Below are 17,747 nucleotides of genomic sequence, written 5' to 3' on the forward strand. Positions count from 1 at the left end.
TACGAGGTGCACCCGGCCGGCCCGGGTAGGACCGAAGGCCGCCGATTCCCCGTACAGCGTGGGGAGTCGGCGGCCTTCGTGATGCGGTGAGGGTGGTTACACCGTCAGCGTGCTCACTTCGTCTTGATGACGATGGTGCTGCCCGCGCGGTCGTGCCAGCCCTGGAGCTTGCCCGAGTTGTCGAAGAAGGGGGAGAGGTAGACCAGCAGCGTGCCGAGGCCGCAGAAGAGCGAGCCGACCATCGGGATGATCCAGCGGATGAAGCCCGCACCCAGACCGGGGGCCTGGCCGGTGCTCTCCTTGACGACCTTGACGTTGAGGACCATCTTGCCGAGCGTGGCGCCCCAGATGGAGACCATCAGCCACTCGTAGAGCAGCGCGATCAGCGCGAACACGGCGATGAAGCCGAAGAAGCCCGCGAGAATGCCGACGCTGGCGTCGGTCGCGTCGTTCACGCACTGGGTGTAGGCACTGCTGCCGTACTCCATGCCGCTGCAGTCGTCGAGGGACTTCGAGGCGCCCACCAGGCCCGCGATGCCGATCGCCGAGAAGATCGCGTAGAGGATGCCGTACGCGACGCCGTCCAGCGCACGCGCGCCCAGGCGACGCCCCATCGTGGCGAGTTCGACGGTGCCGAGACCCGCCACGTTTATGTAGCCGTTGTTGGCCTGGAGGGTGCCGCCCGGCTGCTGGGGCGGGTAGCCGTAACCCGGCTGACCCTGCGGAGGCTGCTGCGGGTAGCCGTAACCGGGCTGGCCCTGCGGCGGCTGGCCCGGCTGCTGGCCGTACGGGTTGTTCGGATTGGGGTTCGGGTCGCCGAAACTCATCTGGGCGTTCCTCCAACGTGCGTGCGGGGACGATGCGGCCGCACGGAGGAAAGAAGAGTCAGTGGTCCGCCCCCCGGTACTTCTGCGGCACTGCGGCCATAATCGTTATAAGCGGAATGTAAGTTTGTCCAGCCGTGACGTTGGTTGTTGCGCAAGTGCAACATCGCGCCATCGCCCACGGCCTGAATTGGTATGCGGGCGGGGTCATCCGCGAGTATGGAGACATGACTGCCCAGATTCTCGATGGCAAGGCCACCGCAGCCGCGATCAAGTCCGATCTCACCGTCCGCGTGGCGGCCCTCAAGGCACAGGGCATCACCCCTGGCCTGGGAACCCTGCTCGTCGGGGACGACCCGGGCAGCCGGTGGTACGTGAACGGCAAGCACCGCGACTGCGCGCAGGTGGGCATCGCCTCCATCCAGCGCGAACTCCCCGACACCGCCACCCAGGAGGAGATCGAGGACGTCGTACGGGAGCTCAATGCCAACCCCGAGTGCACGGGTTACATCGTGCAGCTGCCCCTGCCCAAGGGGATCGACACCAATCGCGTCCTGGAGCTGATGGACCCGGCCAAGGACGCCGACGGCCTCCACCCGATGAACCTCGGCCGCCTCGTGCTGAACGAGACCGGCCCGCTGCCCTGCACCCCGCAGGGTGTCGTCCAGCTGCTCCGCCACCACGGCGTGGAGATCAACGGGGCGCACGTCGTGGTCGTCGGCCGCGGTGTCACCATCGGCCGCTCCATCCCGCTGCTGCTGACCCGTAAGTCCGAGAACGCCACCGTCACCCAGTGCCACACCGGCACACGTGACCTCTCCGCCCAGCTCAAGCAGGCCGACATCATCGTCGCCGCCGCCGGGGTGCCCCACATCATCAAGCCCGAGGACGTGAAGCCGGGCGCCGCCGTGCTCGACGTCGGCGTCAGCCGGGACGAGAACGGCAAGATCGTCGGGGACGTCCACCCGGGCGTGGCCGAGGTCGCCGCCTGGCTCTCCCCGAACCCGGGCGGTGTCGGCCCGATGACCCGCGCCCAGCTCCTCGTCAACGTGGTCGAGGCGGCCGAGCGCAACGCGGCCGCGGCCGTCTGAGCCGGCCGACCCGATCCGGAGGGAACCCCATGGGTGCTGGTACGAGTCCGGCCGACCCGTTCGCCGAGGCGGACGGCACGCCTGCGGCGTCGTCCCGGGCGGACGAGCCGGGCGCGGGTGAGAAGGCGGCGGACGCGACCGCACCGGATCGGACCGCGAACCGCGACGTCGGCGCAGGTGACGGCGACGGTGACGGCGACGCACGTGATGCCGGCGCCGGTGATGCCGGCTCCGGCGACGGTGGTGACGGCGGCGCAGGTGACGGGGACTCCCGTGACGGCGACGCTCGTGAAGGTGGAGTCCGTGAAGGTGACGTCCCCGAAGGGGCGGGTGACGGCGGCGCGGGCGCGTCCCCGCGCCCGTCGCGGCGCTTCCCGTCGCTCACCCGGGACACCGCGCGCCCCGAGGGCGGGGGCAGGGCCGCGTCCGGGGACGCGCCCGCCCCGGCCCGCCAGTGGCCGCTGCTCGCCGTGCTCTGCACGGCCGGGATCGGGCTGCTGATCGTGGCCGTCGACCCGTTCGCCGAGGCGTTCCGGGTCGGCACGATGCTGATCGGTGCGGCCCTCATCGGGGGCGCCGTGCTGCGGCTGGTGGTGCCCTCGGTGGGCATGCTGGCGGTACGTTCCCGCTTCACCGACCTGGTGACCTACGGGCTGCTCGGCTTCCTCATCGTGATGCTCGCGCTGGTGGCGCAGCCCAAGCCGTGGCTGGACATTCCGTTCCTGGAACAGGCGGTCCACTTCACCATCCGCTGAGCCCGCTCGCCGGGCCCGCCCGCTGAACCGGTCTGCTGAACCGGCCTGCTGAACCGGCCCGCTGGGCACGCTCGCCGGAGCGGCGGCGCCTCGCGCAGGACGGCGCCGCACGAAGGAAAACGGTGCCCGTCCCTTCCCCCGAGGAGGGACGGACACCGGTGACGGGGCCCGCCGGAGCGCAGAACGCCCCGGGATGCGGTGACTTGAGCGGCCTTGCCCCGTCCGGACTTCAGCCTGGTCGACGGGGTGAGGCCGTTCAAGGGATGCCTGTCGCCTGTGGCACGGAAGTGACCATTCCGCCACCGTGTGATCGTCCGGCAACGGAGTGCCGGGGCCGGGGCTTCGTTCCGCCGGCCGTCGGAGACGGCAGGCTGTGCTCCTGGCGGGCGTGGTCGGCGCATCGCCGGTGCCGGCCGCGGTGGTGCTGCTGGACCGGGCCGGGGCACTGACGGCGGGTCCGTACGGGAGCCACCACCGGGGCACCGCCGGGCCGCCGCCGGGCCGCCGCCGGGGCACCGTCGGGCCGCCACCGGGGCACCGTCGGGCCGCCACTGGGACGCAGTCTCCCGGGTGACCCGGGATTCGGCCGGGTGAGCGCTGTGTGACGGGTTGTGTGCGGTGCCACAGGGGGCAGGGCCGCCCGGGGGTTCCGGGTCGGATAGCCTGATCGCTGGATATCTCTTCACATCAAGATTCAGATCAGGGATGTCCAGCACCAGGGGCAGGGACCCCCACCGCCAGCTGTCTAACGGAGATCGCCATGACCCGCACTCCCGTGAATGTCACCGTGACCGGCGCAGCCGGCCAGATCGGCTACGCGCTGCTCTTCCGCATCGCCTCCGGCCACCTGCTCGGCCCGGACGTGCCGGTCAACCTGCGTCTCCTGGAGATCCCGCAGGGTCTGAAGGCCGCCGAGGGCACCGCGATGGAGCTCGACGACTGCGCCTTCCCGCTGCTGCGCGGCATCGAGATCACCGACGACGCCAACAAGGCGTTCGACGGTGCCAATGTCGCGCTGCTGGTCGGCGCCCGCCCGCGTACGAAGGGCATGGAGCGCGGCGACCTGCTCTCCGCCAACGGTGGCATCTTCAAGCCGCAGGGCAAGGCCATCAACGACAACGCCGCGGACGACATCAAGGTCCTCGTCGTCGGCAACCCGGCCAACACCAACGCGCTCATCGCGCAGGCCGCCGCCCCGGACGTTCCGGCCGAGCGCTTCACCGCGATGACCCGCCTCGACCACAACCGCGCGATCTCGCAGCTGGCCGCCAAGACCGGTGCCGCCGTCTCCGACATCAAGAAGCTGACGATCTGGGGCAACCACTCGGCGACCCAGTACCCCGACATCTTCCACGCGGAGATCGCCGGCAAGAACGCCGCCGAGCTCGTCAACGACGAGGCGTGGCTGGCCGACACCTTCATCCCGACCGTCGCCAAGCGCGGCGCCGCGATCATCGAGGCCCGTGGCGCGTCCTCCGCCGCCTCGGCCGCCAACGCCGCCATCGACCACGTGCACACCTGGGTCAACGGCACCGCCGCGGGCGACTGGACCTCCATGGGCATCCCGTCGGACGGCTCCTACGGCGTGCCCGAGGGCATCATCTCGTCCTTCCCGGTCACCACGAAGGACGGCAAGTACGAGATCGTCCAGGGGCTGGACATCAACGAGTTCTCCCGTGCGCGCATCGACGCGTCGGTGAAGGAGCTCACCGAGGAGCGCGACGCGGTTCGCGAGCTCGGCCTGATCTGATCCGTACGCCCTCCGAGGCGTACACCGCCGCCCCCGGCCGCACCGCTGCCGGGGGCGGCGGCATGTCCGGGCGGCGGTGGCATGTCCGGGGGATGGCGGCCCGGGAACTGACCGCACCCGTTCCCGAGTCTGCGCTGTCATGCGCGTGACGATGATTCTTCCGGCACTGACCGAGGCGACCAGCCCGCTGTTCCGCCCCATCAAGTACTCGCTCTTCCCGCCGCTCGGCCTGGCGACCCTCGCCGGATACCTCGACCCGGACGACGAGGTGACGCTCCTGGACGAACACGTCGAGCGGGTGGACATCGAGGCGCTCGACAGCCCCGATCTCCTGGTCGTCCAGCCCTACATCACCTCCGCCCGGCGCGGCTACGAGATCGCCGACCACTTCCGGGCCCGGGGCGTCCACGTCGCCATGGGCGGCCTCCACGTGACCTCGCTCCCGGACGAGGCCGCCGCCCACGCCGACACGATCTTCACCGGGCCGGGCGAGGACACCTGGCCGCTGTTCCTCAAGGAGTTCCGCGACGGGGCGCCGGGCCGCCGGTACGACTCGAAGCTGCGCACCCTGGCCGGGCTGCCGCCGGTGCGGCGCGACCTGATCAAGCGGCAGCTGTATCTCGTGCCGAACTCGATCGTGGTCTCGCGCGGCTGTCCGCACCACTGCGACTTCTGCTACAAGGACGCCTTCTTCGAGGGCGGGAAGTCCTTCTACACCCAGGCGGTGGACGACGCCCTCGCCGAGATCGAGCGGCTGCCCGGCAGGCATCTGTACTTCCTGGACGACCATCTGCTCGGCAACCGGCGCTTCGCCGAGGCGCTGTTCGACGGAATGGCCGGCATGGGGCGGCTCTGGCAGGCCGCCGGCACGGTGAAGTCCGTGCTCCAGCCGGATCTGCTGGAGCGGGCCGTGGCGGCGGGGCTGCGCAGCCTGTTCGTCGGCTTCGAGACCGTCAACAGCGCGAACCTCGCCGAGCGCCGCAAGGACCAGAACATCGGCAAGGACTACGCGGCCGCCGTCCGCCGGCTCCACGACGCCGGGGTCATGGTCAACGCCAGCTTCGTCTTCGGGCTCGACCACGACGGCCCGGACGTCTTCGACCGTACGGTGGAGTGGGCCGTCGAGCAGGGCATCGAGACGGCCACCTTCCACATCATGACGCCGTATCCGTCCACCGGACTGTGGAAGCAGATGGAGGCCGAGGACCGGATCGTCCACCGGGACTGGGACCTCTACGACACCCGCCATGTCGTCCACCGCCCGAAGGGCATGACGCCGCGCCAGTTGGAGGACGGGTACTGGCGCGCGTACCGCGACTTCTACCGGTGGTCCAACATCTGGCGCGGCGCTGCCGCCCAGCCCGGCACCCACGAACGGCTCAGGCACCTGGCGTACTCGGGCGGCTGGAAGAAGTTCGAACCCGCCTGGGACGCCCTGATCCGTTCCCGCCGGGTGGTGCGGGCGATGCCGATGCTGGAACGGACCCTGGCGGCCTTCGGCGGCCGGAGCGCCTGAGCGCCCGGGCCCCGCCACTCGGCCCTTGTCGCTCGGCCCCCCACGCGGCCCTGGTCGCTCAGGCCCTGCCACTCGGCCCTGGTCGCTCAGCCCTTCCGCAGCCCGTCCGCGATCTCCCGTACCGCCGCCATCGCCCGGCGCTGGAGCCCGGGTCCGAAGGTGATCCGGGTCGCGCCCAGCTCGCCCAGCCGGCGCGGGGACGGCCCGTCCGGGCGGGCGAAGGTGTTGAGCGGGGCCGGGACGGCGGCGGCCAGCGCGGGCAGCGCCTCGGGCGAGGCCATGATCGGGTAGACGCAGTCCGCGCCCGCCGCCACGTACAGCAGCGCGCGCCGGACGGTCTCCGCCTCCACGTCCGTGCCCTCGGGCACCCCCCGGACGTAGGTGTCGACGCGGGCGTTGACGAAGAGCGCGTCGCCCGCGGCCGCCCGCACTTGGGCGAGCCGGTCCGCCTGCCACTCGGCGTCCACGAGGACGCCGTCCACCGAGTCCTCCAGGTTGCAGCCGACGGCCCCGGTTTCGAGGAGCCGCTCCACCAGCTCCGCCGGGGCCAGTCCGTAACCCGCCTCGATGTCCGCCGATACGGGCACGGAGGCCGGGACGGCCCGCACGATCCTGGCCACGGCCGCGAACATCTCGTCGGCGGGCGTCGCCCCGTCCTCGTAGCCGAGGGAGGCCGCTACCCCGGCGCTCGGTGTGGCGAGCGCCGGGAAGCCCGCCTCGACGAAGACCCGCGCGCTCCCCGCGTCCCACGGGCCGGGGACCACCAGCGGGTCGCCGGGGGTGCGGTCGTGGTGCAGGGCGCGGAGGACGGATGCGGTCACGCGGGGCTCCTGTGCGGGTGTCGGGGAGTGGCGGTGCGTGGTGCGGGCCTGCGGGCGGGTCAGTGGTTGATCTGGCCCGGCTGGTAGTGGCCGGGGACCATGCGGGTGGTCACGGCGAAGCGGTTCCAGGCGTTGATCGTCGTGATCGCGGCGACGAGATGGGCGAGCTCCGTCTCGTCGAAGTGCTTCGCTGCCTTCTCCCACACCTCGTCCGGCACGAAACCGTCGGTCAGCACCGTCACGGCCTCGGTCAGCTCGATGGCCGCGATCTCCTTGGGCGTGTAGAAGTGCTGCGACTCCTCCCAGGCGCTGAGCTGGACGATCCGCTGGACGGACTCACCGGCCGCGAGCGCGTCCTTGGTGTGCATGTCGAGGCAGAACGCGCAGTGGTTCAGCTGCGAGGCGCGGATCTTCACCAGCTCCCCGATGACCGGGTCGAGGCCCTTACGGGACGCCGCGTCCAGCCGGACCATCGCCTTGTAGACATCGGGGGCGAGCCCGGCCCAGTTCTGCAGGCGGGGGGTGTGCTCGGAGTTGAGCTCGGAGGTCGGGTGGCTGTGCTCGTTCGTCGTCATGAGTACGACAGTACGCGGCGGGTGGCACACCGGTATGGTCCATTTACATGACAGATTCATGGGCCACTTTCGGTGCCGACCTGCATCTTGAGACGACCGGTGCGGCAGGACTGCGGGCCGGACTCATGGACGCGCTGCGCGAGGCCGTACGGACGGGGCGGCTGGCGCCCGGCACCCGGCTGCCGTCCTCCCGCGGCCTCGCCGCCGACCTGGGCATCGCCCGGAACACCGTCGCCGACGCCTACGCCGAACTGGTCGCCGAGGGGTGGCTCACCGCCCGGCAGGGCTCGGGCACCAGGGTGGCGCAGCGGGCCGAGCCGCGCCCGCCGGCCGGCCGGACCGTACGGGCCCGCGCGGCACGGTCCAGGCCCGCCCACAACCTGCTGGGCGGGTCGCCCGACCTCTCGACGTTCCCGCGGGCCGACTGGCTCAAGGCGTCCCGGCGCGCCCTGTCCACCGCACCCAACGACGCCTTCGGGTACGGCGATCCGCGCGGGCGCATCGAGCTGCGCACCGTGCTCGCCGGCTATCTGGCACGGGCCCGCGGCGTGTACGCGGACCCGGAGCGGATCATGATCTGCGCCGGTTTCGTGCACGCGCTGAAACTGATGGGGCCGGTGCTGCGCAAGCGGCGGGTGCGGGAGGTGGCCGTCGAGTCGTACGGGCTGGACATCCACCGGAACCTGCTCGCGGACGCCGGGCTGCGGCTGCCCTGCCTGCCGGTCGACGAACTCGGTGCGCGGACCGGCGAGCTGGCCGCCCTGCGGGGCGTGGGCGCGGTCCTGATGACGCCCGCGCACCAGTTCCCGACGGGTGTGCCGCTGCACCCCGACCGGCGGGCCGCGGCGGTGGACTGGGCGCGCGGCACGGGCGGGCTGATCCTGGAGGACGACTACGACGGCGAGTTCCGCTACGACCGGCAGCCGGTCGGCGCGCTCCAGGGCCTGGACCCCGAACGCGTGGTGCACCTGGGCACGACGAGCAAATCGCTGGCACCCGGGCTGCGCCTGGGGTGGATGGTGCTGCCGGATTCACTGGTGGGCGAGGTGTCCGAGGCCAAGGGGATGAGCGACTGGTCGTCGAGCGCGCTGGACCAGCTGACGCTCGCGGAGTTCATCGAGTCGGGCGCGTACGACCGGCATGTGCGCTCGATGCGGCTGCGCTACCGGCACCGCCGCGACCAGCTCGTCGCGGCCCTGGCGGAACGGGCCCCAGGCGTCCGGGTCAGCGGCATCGCGGCCGGGCTGCACGCCGTGCTCGAACTGCCCGAGGGCACCGAGCCGTCGGTGCTCCGGGCGGCTGCCTGGCAGGGCCTGGCCCTGGAGGGGATCTCCCGCTTCCGGCACCCGGACGCCGCCCCGGGCCGCGACGCGCTGGTCATCGGCTACGGAACCCCCACCGACAGCGCCTGGTCGGGCGCGCTGGACGCGCTCTGCCGGGTGCTGCCCTGAGAGGCCCAGGCTGCCTCCGACGCCGGGCACCCGGCGCGGGCCGGCCCTCCGGGCGCCCCGTGCGGGTCACTTCTCGCAGTGGTCCCGCTCGGCCGCACCGTCCGCCGGCCCCCGGGCGGCCGCCGGGGCCTCGCCGAAGCGGGCCAGGGCCAGGGCGCCCGCCACCGCGACCACGAAGCCGGCGACCGCCACCCACTCCAGGCCCTCGCGGGTCCGGTCGCCGAGCCAGACCACGCCCACCAGCGCCGGGCCGACCGTCTCGCCGAGCACCATGCCGGCCGTCGCCGTCGTCACCGAACCACGTTGCAGGGCCGAGGTGAGCAGCAGGAACGCCGAACCGCCGCCCAGCAGCAGCGCGTACGCGGCCGGGTCGGCGAGCAGCGCGGCCGGGGACACGTCGTCGATCAGCCGGACGGTGACCTCCACCACCCCGAAGCCGCAGCCCGCACCGAGCCCCAGCACGAGCGCCCGCGGCCGCTCCGGGAGACGGCCGGCCGCCGCGCCGATCAGCAGGATGCCCAGCGCGATCCCCAGCATCGACCAGACCAGGGCGGCCGAACCGGTCCCGTGGCCCTCGCCGCCGGACGCCAGTCCCAGCATGCCGAGGCCCGCGCAGACGAGGCCGACCGCGCTCCACTCGACGCCGCTCAGCCGCACCCCGAGCAGTCGCGCGGCGACCACCGCCGTCACCGCGAGGCTCGCGGCCAGCGCGGCGCCGACCGCGTAGATCGGCAGGGAACGCAGGGCGATGATCTGGAGGACGAAACCGCAGCCGTCCAGGGCGAGTCCGGCGACGTACCGCCACTGGCGCAGGGCGCGCAGCAGCAGCGCCGGATCGACCCCCGCGTCCGACCCCGGCTCGGCGGCGGCCCGCGCGGCGACGGCCTGGAGGACCGAGGCGGTGCCGAAGCAGACGGCGGCGCCGAGCGCGCAGATCATCCCGAAGACCACAAAGCGACTCTACTTGTGGACGTCCGGTGCACCCGCTTCCCGCCGTCGTCGGCGGGCATCTAATCTGACGGATGGTCGCATTGGCTTGATTCGTACGCACGGGGGAGTCGGAAACATGGCGCGCAGGCTGAGGTCGAGCACGGTCGTGCTCGGCGGCATGGGGGTGCTCGCGGCGATGATCACGTCCTGCGGTTCGGAGCCGGACAAGCGGTGTGTCGACCCGCTGACCCGCGACAAGCTGCCGAGTTACGAGTGCAGGGGCGGCAAGGGCTCGTACTACTACGGCGGCAGCAGCAAGAACGGCAAGGTGGAGGGCGGCAGTTTCGACAAGTCCGCGGTCGACCGCGGCGGTTTCGGCTGCTCGGGCACCGGCGGCGGCTGAACCGGCATGGAACGCCGCACCATGGAACCCCGCCCCGACTGGCAGCGGACGGTGGAGGAACAGGGCATCGTCTTCCCGCTCACCCGCTACCCGGACGGATCGCTGCGCCCGTACTGGGACGAGAGCGCCCACTACGTCTTCTCGCTGCCCGAGGTCGAGGCGCTGGAGGACGTCGTCGAGGAACTGCACACCATGTGTCTGGCCGCGGCCGCGCACATCGTGGAACGGGACCGCTTCGCCGAACTCGGCATCACCGACCGGAGGCTGACCGGCCTGATCGCCCAGTCCTGGCAGCGGCGGGCCGAACTTCCTTCCCTGTACGGCCGGTTCGACCTGTGTTATGACGGCACCGGCCCGGCGAAGATGCTGGAGTACAACGCGGACACCCCCACCTCCCTGGTGGAGGCCGCGAGCGCCCAGTGGTTCTGGATGGAGGACCGCTTCCCGGGCGCCGACCAGTGGAACTCGCTGCACGAACGGCTCGTCGCTGCCTGGAGGCGCCAGGCACCCCTGCTGCCGCCGGGGCCGCTGCACTTCGCGCACTCCGACGGCGACGAGCTGGGCGAGGACCTGATGACGGTCGCGTATCTGCGCGAGACCGCGGAACAGGCCGGCATCGAGACGGAGGCGCTCTCCGTAGAGCAGATCGGCTGGGACCGGCTGAGCGGGCGGTTCGTCGACGACCGGCTCCGGTTCATCCGGAGCTGCTTCAAGCTGTATCCGTGGGAGTGGCTGGCGACCGACCGGTTCGGACCGCATGTGCTCGACACCCTCGACAACGGCGGCGGTACCGGCACCACCTGCTGGATCGAGCCCGCCTGGAAGATGCTGCTGTCCAACAAGGCGCTGCTGGCGATCCTCTGGGAGCTCTACCCGGGCCACCCGAACCTGCTGCCCTCCTACCTCGACGGTCCCCGCGAACTCGCGGCGGATCCGCGCGACGGCGGCCGCGGCCACGTGGCCAAACCGCTGCTCGGCCGCGAGGGCGAGGGCGTCACGATCCATGAGCCGGGAAGCCCCGCGGTGCTGCGGGACGAGCCGTGCTGCTACCAGGAGCTGGCACCGCTGCCGGACTTCGACGGCAACCGCGTGGTGCTGGGCGCCTGGGTCGTCGAGGACCGGGCGGCCGGGCTCGGCATCCGCGAATCGGCCGGCCCGGTCACGGACGAGTACGCCCGCTTCCTGCCGCACGTCATCCTCTGAGGGCCGCCCTCAGCCGGGCAGCGGCCCGCCCGTGCGCAGCCAGCCGAGCAGATCGTCCGTGACCGGCTCGCCGACCGCCCCGATGTCCTCGCCCGCCGCGCCCAGGCCCAGCCGGTACAGGGTGGTGCGGTCGCGGCCGTGGTGGCGCATGAAGAGTCCGTCGCCGCCGCTGTCGTCCCCGACCAGCACCCAGCCGGGCGCGTACCGGGGCACCTCGAAGGTCTCGTTGCGTTCCTGGATCAGGTGCGGGCCGTAGACGTGCACGCCGTTGTCGAGCAGCACACCGGGCGTCGACCGCCACAGCCGGGCGACCGCCGGATTGGGGCCGTCCCGCAGGCCGCGCGACAGCGCCGCCCGGACGGTCAGGAACCCGGCGAAGGACTCCGCGACCGGGTACTCGCACCCGTCCGTGCCGTCCCGCCCGAGCACCGGGTACTCCCCGTCCTCGCCCGCCCGGTCCAGGGCGAAGCGGAACTGGTCGCCGCAGTCCGGCTCGACGGCGAAGCAGAGCCGCTCGCCGTCCCGCCGCCAGCCCGCGGTGACGGCCTCGTACATCTCGTCGGCCGGATCGTCGGCCGGACCGGTCGGGTCGTCGGCCGGACCGCCCGCCGGACCGTCGGCCGAGTCGTCGCCGGATCCGCCGGGCGCCACCGTGGCGATGTCCGCGCCTGCGGCCCGTCCGTGGCCGTACTCCGCCAGCCACCACCGGTACGACGGCGGCAGCGGCCCGAGGCGCGCCTCGGCCTCGTGGATCAGGGCCTGCGGCACGCCGCCCGCGGGTTTGAGGCCGAAGCCCGGTGACTCCTCGATCAGGTCACGCAGCTGTGTCAGGTCGGGTCTCACGGTGCGGAGTCTGCCAGGGCGGGCCGGCCGGACGGGATCCGGCCCGCCCCGGCCGGCCGGGGCTCAGCCGCGCAGCACCGCCCGGAGCTGTTCGAGGCCCCAGTCCAGGTCCTCCTTGCTGATCACCAGAGGCGGGGCGATCCGGATCGTCGAGCCATGGGTGTCCTTGACCAGCACCCCGCGGTCCATCAGCTTCTCGGAGATCTGCCGGCCGGTGCCGCGGTCCGGGGCGATGTCCACCCCTGCCCACAGCCCGCGGCCGCGCACCTCCTGCACCGCGCCGCCCACCAGCAGCCCGAGCTCCTGGTGCAGGTGCTCGCCCAGCTCGGCCGCCCGCTGCTGGAACTCGCCGGTGCGCAGCATCGCGACGACCTCCAGCGCCACCGCGCAGGCGAGCGGATTGCCGCCGAACGTCGAACCGTGCTCACCGGGCCGGAACACCCCGAGCACGTCCTGCGACGAGACCACCGCCGACACCGGCACCACACCGCCGCCCAGCGCCTTGCCGAGCACATACATGTCCGGCACCACGCCCTCGTGCTCACAGGCGAAGGTCCGGCCGGTCCGGCCCAGGCCCGACTGGATCTCGTCCGCGATGAACAGCACGTTCCGCTCGCGGGTGAGCGCGCGCACCCCGGGGAGATAGCCGGGCGGCGGCACCAGCACCCCGGCCTCGCCCTGGATCGGCTCCATCAGCACCGCCACGGTGTTCTCGGTCATCGCCTCCCGGAGCGCCGTGAGATCCCCGTACGGCACGATCTCGAACCCCGGCGTGTACGGGCCGAAGTCCTCCCGCGCCTCCGGGTCAGTGGAGAAGCTGATGATCGTGGTCGTCCGGCCGTGGAAGTTGTTCGCGGCGACGATGATCTTGGCCATGCCGTCCGGGACGCCCTTCACCCGGTACCCCCACTTGCGGGCCGTCTTCACCGCGGTCTCCACGGCCTCCGCCCCGGTGTTCATCGGCAGCACCGACTCCATGCCGCACAGCTCGGCGAGCTGCGTACAGAAGTCGGCGAACCGGTCGTGGTGGAAAGCACGTGAGGTGAGCGTCACCCGCTCCAGCTGCGCCTTGGCCGCGTCGATCAGGCGCCGGTTGCCGTGTCCGAAATTGAGCGCCGAGTAGCCGGCGAGCATGTCGAGGTAGCGGCGGCCCTCGACATCGGTCATCCAGGCCCCTTCCGCCGTGGCGACCACGACGGGCAGCGGATGGTAATTGTGCGCGCTGTGCGCCTCGGCGGAGGCGATGGCGGTTTCCGTGGTCGACACGGGATCTCCGTTCGTCGTGGGGCGGGCGGGGGTGGTGCCCACTTTGTATCGTCGGTCGGATCCGCGGCGAGGAAACCTCCGAATCCCGGCGCGCCCGCCGAGCGGGCACCGGCGCACGCCGCGCGTCCGAACGGGCCGGAGGGTGTTCACGTCCCGTCCGCGACGGCGCGCGCTCCGGTCCGCGTACGTTCCCCACCGGCTGCCGGAGTTCCCCTCCGTACCTGAGACAATGAGTTCCATGGCCTCTGAACGCCCCCGTGTGCTCTCCGGAATCCAGCCCACCGCAGGCTCGTTCCACCTCGGCAACTACCTCGGCGCGGTCCGCCAGTGGGTGGCGCTGCAGGACTCCCACGACGCCTTCTACATGGTCGTGGACCTGCATGCGATCACCGTCCCGCAGGACCCCGCGCAGCTGCGCGCCAACACCAGGCTCGCCGCCGCCCAGCTGCTCGCCGCAGGTCTCGACCCGGAGCGCTGCACGCTCTTCGTCCAGAGCCACGTCCCCGAGCACGCTCAGCTCGGCTGGGTCATGAACTGCCTCACCGGCTTCGGCGAGGCCTCGCGCATGACGCAGTTCAAGGACAAGTCCGCCAAGCAGGGCGCCGACCGCACCACGGTCGGTCTCTTCACCTATCCGATGCTGATGGTGGCCGACATCCTGCTGTACCAGGCCGACCAGGTCCCGGTCGGCGAGGACCAGCGCCAGCACCTCGAACTGACCCGCAATCTGGCCGAGCGGTTCAACGCCGGCTACGGCGACACGTTCACCGTGCCGGACCCGTACATCCTCAAGGAGACGGCGAAGATCTACGACCTCCAGGACCCGTCGGCGAAGATGAGCAAGTCGGCGGCCACCCCGAAGGGCCTGATCAACCTTCTGGACGAGCCGAAGACCACCGCCAAGAAGGTGAAGAGCGCGGTCACCGACACCGACACGGTGATCCGCTTCGACCGGGCCGAGAAGCCCGGCGTCAGCAATCTGCTGAGCATCTACTCGACACTCACGGGCACCGGTATCGCGGATCTGGAGCAGAAGTACGAGGGCAAGGGCTACGGTGCGCTCAAGACCGACCTCGCCGAGGTCATGGTCGAGTTCGTCACACCGTTCCGGACCCGTACGCAGGAATATCTGGGCGACCCGGAGACGCTGGACTCGATCCTGGCCAAGGGCGCGGAGAAGGCCCGTGCCGTCGCGGCCGAGACCCTGTCCCGGACCTACGACCGGATGGGCCTTCTGCCCGCGAAGCACTGAGTCCAAGGACCCTGGCGGTTTCGCCGCCGCAGGCGTCACACTGGCGACGGGAAGCTGAACCCGGCGGATGGCCGAAAGCAGGCCATCGGCCATCGAGCATTGAGGAGGACGACGTGGGGACCGTAACGCTCGGCGTTTCGATCGCGGTCCCGGAGCCCTACGGCAGCCTGCTCCAGGAGCGGCGCGCGAGCTTCGGGGATCCTGCCGCGTACGGCATTCCCACCCACGTCACCCTTCTCCCGCCGACCGAGGCCGAGGCGGCCGACCTGCCCGCGATCGAGGCGCACCTCGCCCAGATCGCGACGGGCGGCCGCCCCTTCCCGATGCGGCTGTCCGGCACGGGGACCTTCCGTCCCCTCTCGCCGGTCGTCTTCGTCCAGGTCGTCGAGGGCGCCTCGGCCTGCACCTGGCTGCAGAAGCGGGTCCGGGACGCCTCCGGGCCCCTGGTCCGCGAGCTCCAGTTCCCGTACCACCCGCACGTGACCGTGGCGCACGACATCGCCGAGGAGGCGATGGACCGGGCGTATGCCGAGCTCGCCGACTACGAGGCGGCCTGGACCTGCGGTTCCTTCGCGCTGTACGAGCAGGGCCCGGACAGCGTCTGGCGCAAGATCAACGAGTTCCCGTTCGACGCCGGGGGCGGCGCCCCCGCCGTGCCCGCGCAGGGCGGCTCCTCCGTGGACGAGCCCTCCCTGCACCCCTGAGCGGCCCCCGTACCACCCCGGCGCCGACCGCTCAGAGCGGCAGGCGCCGGAACAGCGGGCGCGGCACGTGCCGCAACGCCGACATCACCGCACGCAGCGACCCGGGCACCCACACCGTCTCCGAGCGCCGCCGCAGACCCGTCACGATGGCCTCCGCGACCGCGTCCGGCGTCGCGGTCAGGGACGGCGCCTCCAGCGGCGCCGAGGCGAACCGGACCGAGGCCGACCGCGCCGCGGCGAACCGGGCCGACGCGAGCAGCGCCACCCCGCCCCGGGCGGGCGCGGGCGACGGCGACGCGGCCCGCGCGGCAGGCACCGTTTCCGGGACGGGTTCCGGGGCCGGCCCCGGGCGCACGACGCCGGGGCGCACGACCATCACATGCACCCCGGTCCCGTGCAGCGCGTCCCCGAGCCCCTGCGTGAACGCGTCCAGGCCCGCCTTGCTGGACCCGTAGATGAAGTCGGCGCGGCGGACGCGTTCGCCCGCCACCGAGGAGAGCACCACCAGCGAGCCGTGCCCCTGCGCCTGGAGTGCGCCGGCGCACACCAGCCCGGCGGAGACGGCTCCGGTGTAGTTGGTCTGGGCGACCCGGACCGCGGCGAGCGGTTCCTCCTCGTCGCGGCCCTGGTCGCCGGCGATGCCGAAGGCCAGCAGCACCATGTCGATGTCGCCCTCGGTGAAGATCCTGCCCAGGACGGTCCGGTGCGACTCGGCGTCCAGGGCGTCGAAGCCGACCGTACGGACGTCGGCGCCGCGGGTGCGCAGGTCGGCGGCGGCCGCGTCGAGTGCGGGCCCGGGGCGCCCGGCCAGCCGGACCGTGCGGGTCCGCAGGGCGATCAGCCGCCGGGCGGTCGCCAGCGCGATCTCCGACGTGCCGCCGAGGACGAGCAGGGACTGCGGGGCTCCGAAGGCGTCCTTCACGGGAACACTCCTTGTGATGTGGGGAGGCGGGGCGGGCGGGGCGGTCAGAGCGACAGACGGCGCGACAGGTCCGAGCGGAAGGCCCCGGCCGGGTCCAGCTCGGCACGGAGCGACCGGAAGTCGGCCAGCCTCGGATACATCGCGGCCAGCAGCTCCGGCCGGAGCCGGGCGTCCTTCGCCAGACAGACCCGGCCACCGACCGCCGCCACCTCCTCGTCCAGCGAGTCCAGGAATCCGGCCAGCCCGGGCAGGGCGGCGGGCAGGTCGAGGGCGAGCGTCCAGCCGGGCATCGGGAACGACAGCCAGCCCGGATCCCCGGCGCCGAACCGTTTGAGCACGGCGTTCGCCGACGGCCGGCGCCACCGGGAGATCCGGTGCACGATCCGGCGCAGCGTCTCCTCCCGGCCGTGGCCGACGGCGAACTGGTACCGCACGGACCCGGTCCGCCCAAGGATCCGGTCGCGGTGCGGCAGGCCGTCCAGGGGGCGGAAGTACGCGGCGAGCCGCTGGAGTTCACCGATCCGGTACCTGGGCGCGCCGCGGTACCGCACCTCGTTGAGCAGGGCGGCCGGTGCGCCGCCGAGCAGCGCCTCCGGCACGAGGGCGGGGGCGGCCGGCAGCGGCCCCGGGCGGAACGAGAGCGGTGTGCGCCGGGCGTGCGCCGGTAGCGCGTACCGGGGCACGTGCTCCCCCCGGGTGAGTACGGAGCGCCCCGTCGCCCGGCCGCGGGCGCGGAGGTCGATCCAGGCGGCCGAGTAGCGGTAGCGGTGGTCCCCGGCGACGAGCCGTTCCAGCAGGTCGTCCAGGTCGACGGTGCGTTCGGTGTCGACCGACAGCCATGAGCTGGTGACGCGGTGGCACCGGAGCGTGGCCGAGAGGATCACCCCCGTCAGGCCGAGGCCGCCCGCGGTCGCGTCGAAGAGCGCGGTGCCGGGGCGGACGGTACGGATCTCGCCCTCGGCGCTCAGCAGTTCCAGCTCCTGGACGTGCCGGGAGAAGGAGCCCGAGGCGTGCTGGTCGTGACCGTGGATGTCGGCGCCGACCGCGCCGCCCACGGTGACGTACCGAGTGGTGGGCATGACCGGGACGAACCAGCCGAGCGGCAGCAGGACCTCCGCCAGCCGGTGCAGGCCGACCCCGGCGTCGCAGACCACGATCCCGGCGGCGGCGTCCACGGAGCGGATCCGGTTGAGCGCGGTCATGTCGAGGACGGAGCCGCCCGCGTTCTGGGCCGCGTCGCCGTGTGCCCGGCCGAGGCCCCGGGCGATGGAGCCGCGGGGTCCGCAGCCGCGTACCGTCGCCGCCGCCTCCTCGTACGAACGGGGGCGGAAACGCACGGCGGCCGTCGGGGCGGTGCGGCCCCAGCCGGTCAGGGACACGGTGTCGACAGACATGACGGTGACCGTATCGCCCGGGAAAACCCTTTCGGGGCATTTGTTAC

The 17,747-nt window shown here is 72.4% G+C and carries 17 protein-coding genes; 9 read left to right on the top strand and 8 right to left on the bottom strand.

The genetic code is table 11. The features are described from left to right. Positions 1 to 113: 113 nt before the first annotated feature. Complete coding sequence (locus tag AADR41_RS15595) at positions 114 to 827, bottom strand: RDD family protein (RefSeq protein ID WP_342281987.1); 714 nt, start codon at positions 825 to 827, stop codon at positions 114 to 116. 224 nt (positions 828 to 1,051) lie between these two features. On the opposite strand from AADR41_RS15595, the gene AADR41_RS15600 reads away from it, so the two are divergent. The 4 genes from AADR41_RS15600 to AADR41_RS15615 all read left to right on the top strand — a co-directional run bounded on the left by AADR41_RS15600 (position 1,052) and on the right by AADR41_RS15615 (position 5,936). Next, entirely contained in the window at positions 1,052 to 1,915 is an 864-nt protein-coding gene (locus AADR41_RS15600) for a bifunctional methylenetetrahydrofolate dehydrogenase/methenyltetrahydrofolate cyclohydrolase (protein WP_124716850.1), read from the top strand. Between the two features lie 29 nt (positions 1,916 to 1,944). After that, positions 1,945 to 2,670 (top strand): DUF3017 domain-containing protein, encoded by a 726-nt coding sequence (locus AADR41_RS15605; protein ID WP_342281988.1) that lies wholly within the window; start codon positions 1,945 to 1,947, stop codon positions 2,668 to 2,670. 760 nt (positions 2,671 to 3,430) lie between these two features. Beyond that, complete coding sequence (locus tag AADR41_RS15610; RefSeq protein ID WP_342281989.1) at positions 3,431 to 4,420, top strand: malate dehydrogenase; 990 nt, start codon at positions 3,431 to 3,433, stop codon at positions 4,418 to 4,420. Positions 4,421 to 4,559: 139 nt separating this feature from the next. Next, positions 4,560 to 5,936: a B12-binding domain-containing radical SAM protein gene (locus AADR41_RS15615; protein ID WP_342281990.1), complete on the top strand. Its 1,377-nt coding sequence runs from the start codon at positions 4,560 to 4,562 to the stop codon at positions 5,934 to 5,936. An 86-nt stretch (positions 5,937 to 6,022) separates the two neighbouring features. Here the strand turns inward: AADR41_RS15615 and AADR41_RS15620 are convergent, their stop codons facing one another. Together AADR41_RS15620 and AADR41_RS15625 are read right to left on the bottom strand one after the other, a co-directional pair. After that, a complete protein-coding gene (locus tag AADR41_RS15620) occupies positions 6,023 to 6,757 on the bottom strand; it encodes an isocitrate lyase/PEP mutase family protein (protein WP_342281991.1) in 735 nt (244 codons plus the stop codon). 59 nt (positions 6,758 to 6,816) lie between these two features. Beyond that, positions 6,817 to 7,332: a carboxymuconolactone decarboxylase family protein gene (locus tag AADR41_RS15625; protein ID WP_342281992.1), complete on the bottom strand. Its 516-nt coding sequence runs from the start codon at positions 7,330 to 7,332 to the stop codon at positions 6,817 to 6,819. A gap of 47 nt (positions 7,333 to 7,379) precedes the next feature. Here AADR41_RS15625 and pdxR point away from each other — a divergent pair, with 47 nt between their 5' ends. Beyond that, positions 7,380 to 8,783 carry a MocR-like pyridoxine biosynthesis transcription factor PdxR gene (gene pdxR, locus AADR41_RS15630; RefSeq protein WP_342281993.1) on the top strand — a complete coding sequence of 468 codons (1,404 nt, stop codon included), beginning with the start codon at positions 7,380 to 7,382 and terminating at the stop codon, positions 8,781 to 8,783. A gap of 66 nt (positions 8,784 to 8,849) precedes the next feature. On the opposite strand, the gene AADR41_RS15635 is transcribed toward pdxR, so the two are convergent. Then, positions 8,850 to 9,722 (bottom strand): hypothetical protein, encoded by an 873-nt coding sequence (locus AADR41_RS15635; protein ID WP_342282018.1) that lies wholly within the window; start codon positions 9,720 to 9,722, stop codon positions 8,850 to 8,852. A 127-nt stretch (positions 9,723 to 9,849) separates the two neighbouring features. Here AADR41_RS15635 and AADR41_RS15640 point away from each other — a divergent pair, with 127 nt between their 5' ends. Both AADR41_RS15640 and AADR41_RS15645 read left to right on the top strand, forming a co-directional pair. Then, positions 9,850 to 10,116, top strand: a complete 267-nt coding sequence (locus AADR41_RS15640; RefSeq protein ID WP_317867352.1) for a hypothetical protein — start codon at positions 9,850 to 9,852, stop codon at positions 10,114 to 10,116. A 6-nt stretch (positions 10,117 to 10,122) separates the two neighbouring features. After that, complete coding sequence (locus AADR41_RS15645) at positions 10,123 to 11,319, top strand: glutathionylspermidine synthase family protein (protein WP_342281994.1); 1,197 nt, start codon at positions 10,123 to 10,125, stop codon at positions 11,317 to 11,319. A gap of 9 nt (positions 11,320 to 11,328) precedes the next feature. On the opposite strand, the gene AADR41_RS15650 is transcribed toward AADR41_RS15645, so the two are convergent. Beyond that, positions 11,329 to 12,162 carry an SMI1/KNR4 family protein gene (locus AADR41_RS15650; RefSeq protein ID WP_342281995.1) on the bottom strand — a complete coding sequence of 278 codons (834 nt, stop codon included), beginning with the start codon at positions 12,160 to 12,162 and terminating at the stop codon, positions 11,329 to 11,331. 63 nt (positions 12,163 to 12,225) lie between these two features. Further along, positions 12,226 to 13,428: an ornithine--oxo-acid transaminase gene (gene rocD / locus AADR41_RS15655; RefSeq protein WP_342281996.1), complete on the bottom strand. Its 1,203-nt coding sequence runs from the start codon at positions 13,426 to 13,428 to the stop codon at positions 12,226 to 12,228. Positions 13,429 to 13,666: 238 nt separating this feature from the next. On the opposite strand from rocD, the gene trpS reads away from it, so the two are divergent. Together trpS and AADR41_RS15665 are read left to right on the top strand one after the other, a co-directional pair. Continuing rightward, positions 13,667 to 14,680 (top strand): tryptophan--tRNA ligase, encoded by a 1,014-nt coding sequence (gene trpS / locus AADR41_RS15660; protein ID WP_342281997.1) that lies wholly within the window; start codon positions 13,667 to 13,669, stop codon positions 14,678 to 14,680. Positions 14,681 to 14,793: 113 nt separating this feature from the next. Continuing rightward, on the top strand, positions 14,794 to 15,384 hold the full coding sequence (locus AADR41_RS15665) for a 2'-5' RNA ligase family protein (RefSeq protein WP_342281998.1): 591 nt from the start codon (positions 14,794 to 14,796) through the stop codon (positions 15,382 to 15,384). Positions 15,385 to 15,415: 31 nt separating this feature from the next. On the opposite strand, the gene AADR41_RS42895 is transcribed toward AADR41_RS15665, so the two are convergent. Together AADR41_RS42895 and AADR41_RS15680 are read right to left on the bottom strand one after the other, a co-directional pair. Then, positions 15,416 to 16,306 carry an SDR family NAD(P)-dependent oxidoreductase gene (locus AADR41_RS42895; protein ID WP_446751046.1) on the bottom strand — a complete coding sequence of 297 codons (891 nt, stop codon included), beginning with the start codon at positions 16,304 to 16,306 and terminating at the stop codon, positions 15,416 to 15,418. Between the two features lie 44 nt (positions 16,307 to 16,350). Next, positions 16,351 to 17,700, bottom strand: a complete 1,350-nt coding sequence (locus AADR41_RS15680; RefSeq protein WP_342281999.1) for an FAD-binding oxidoreductase — start codon at positions 17,698 to 17,700, stop codon at positions 16,351 to 16,353. Positions 17,701 to 17,747 lie beyond the last annotated feature (47 nt).

This window comes from Streptomyces sp. CLV115, from assembly GCF_038448545.1.
GTDB classification, from domain to species: Bacteria; Actinomycetota; Actinomycetes; order Streptomycetales; family Streptomycetaceae; genus Streptomyces; species Streptomyces sanglieri.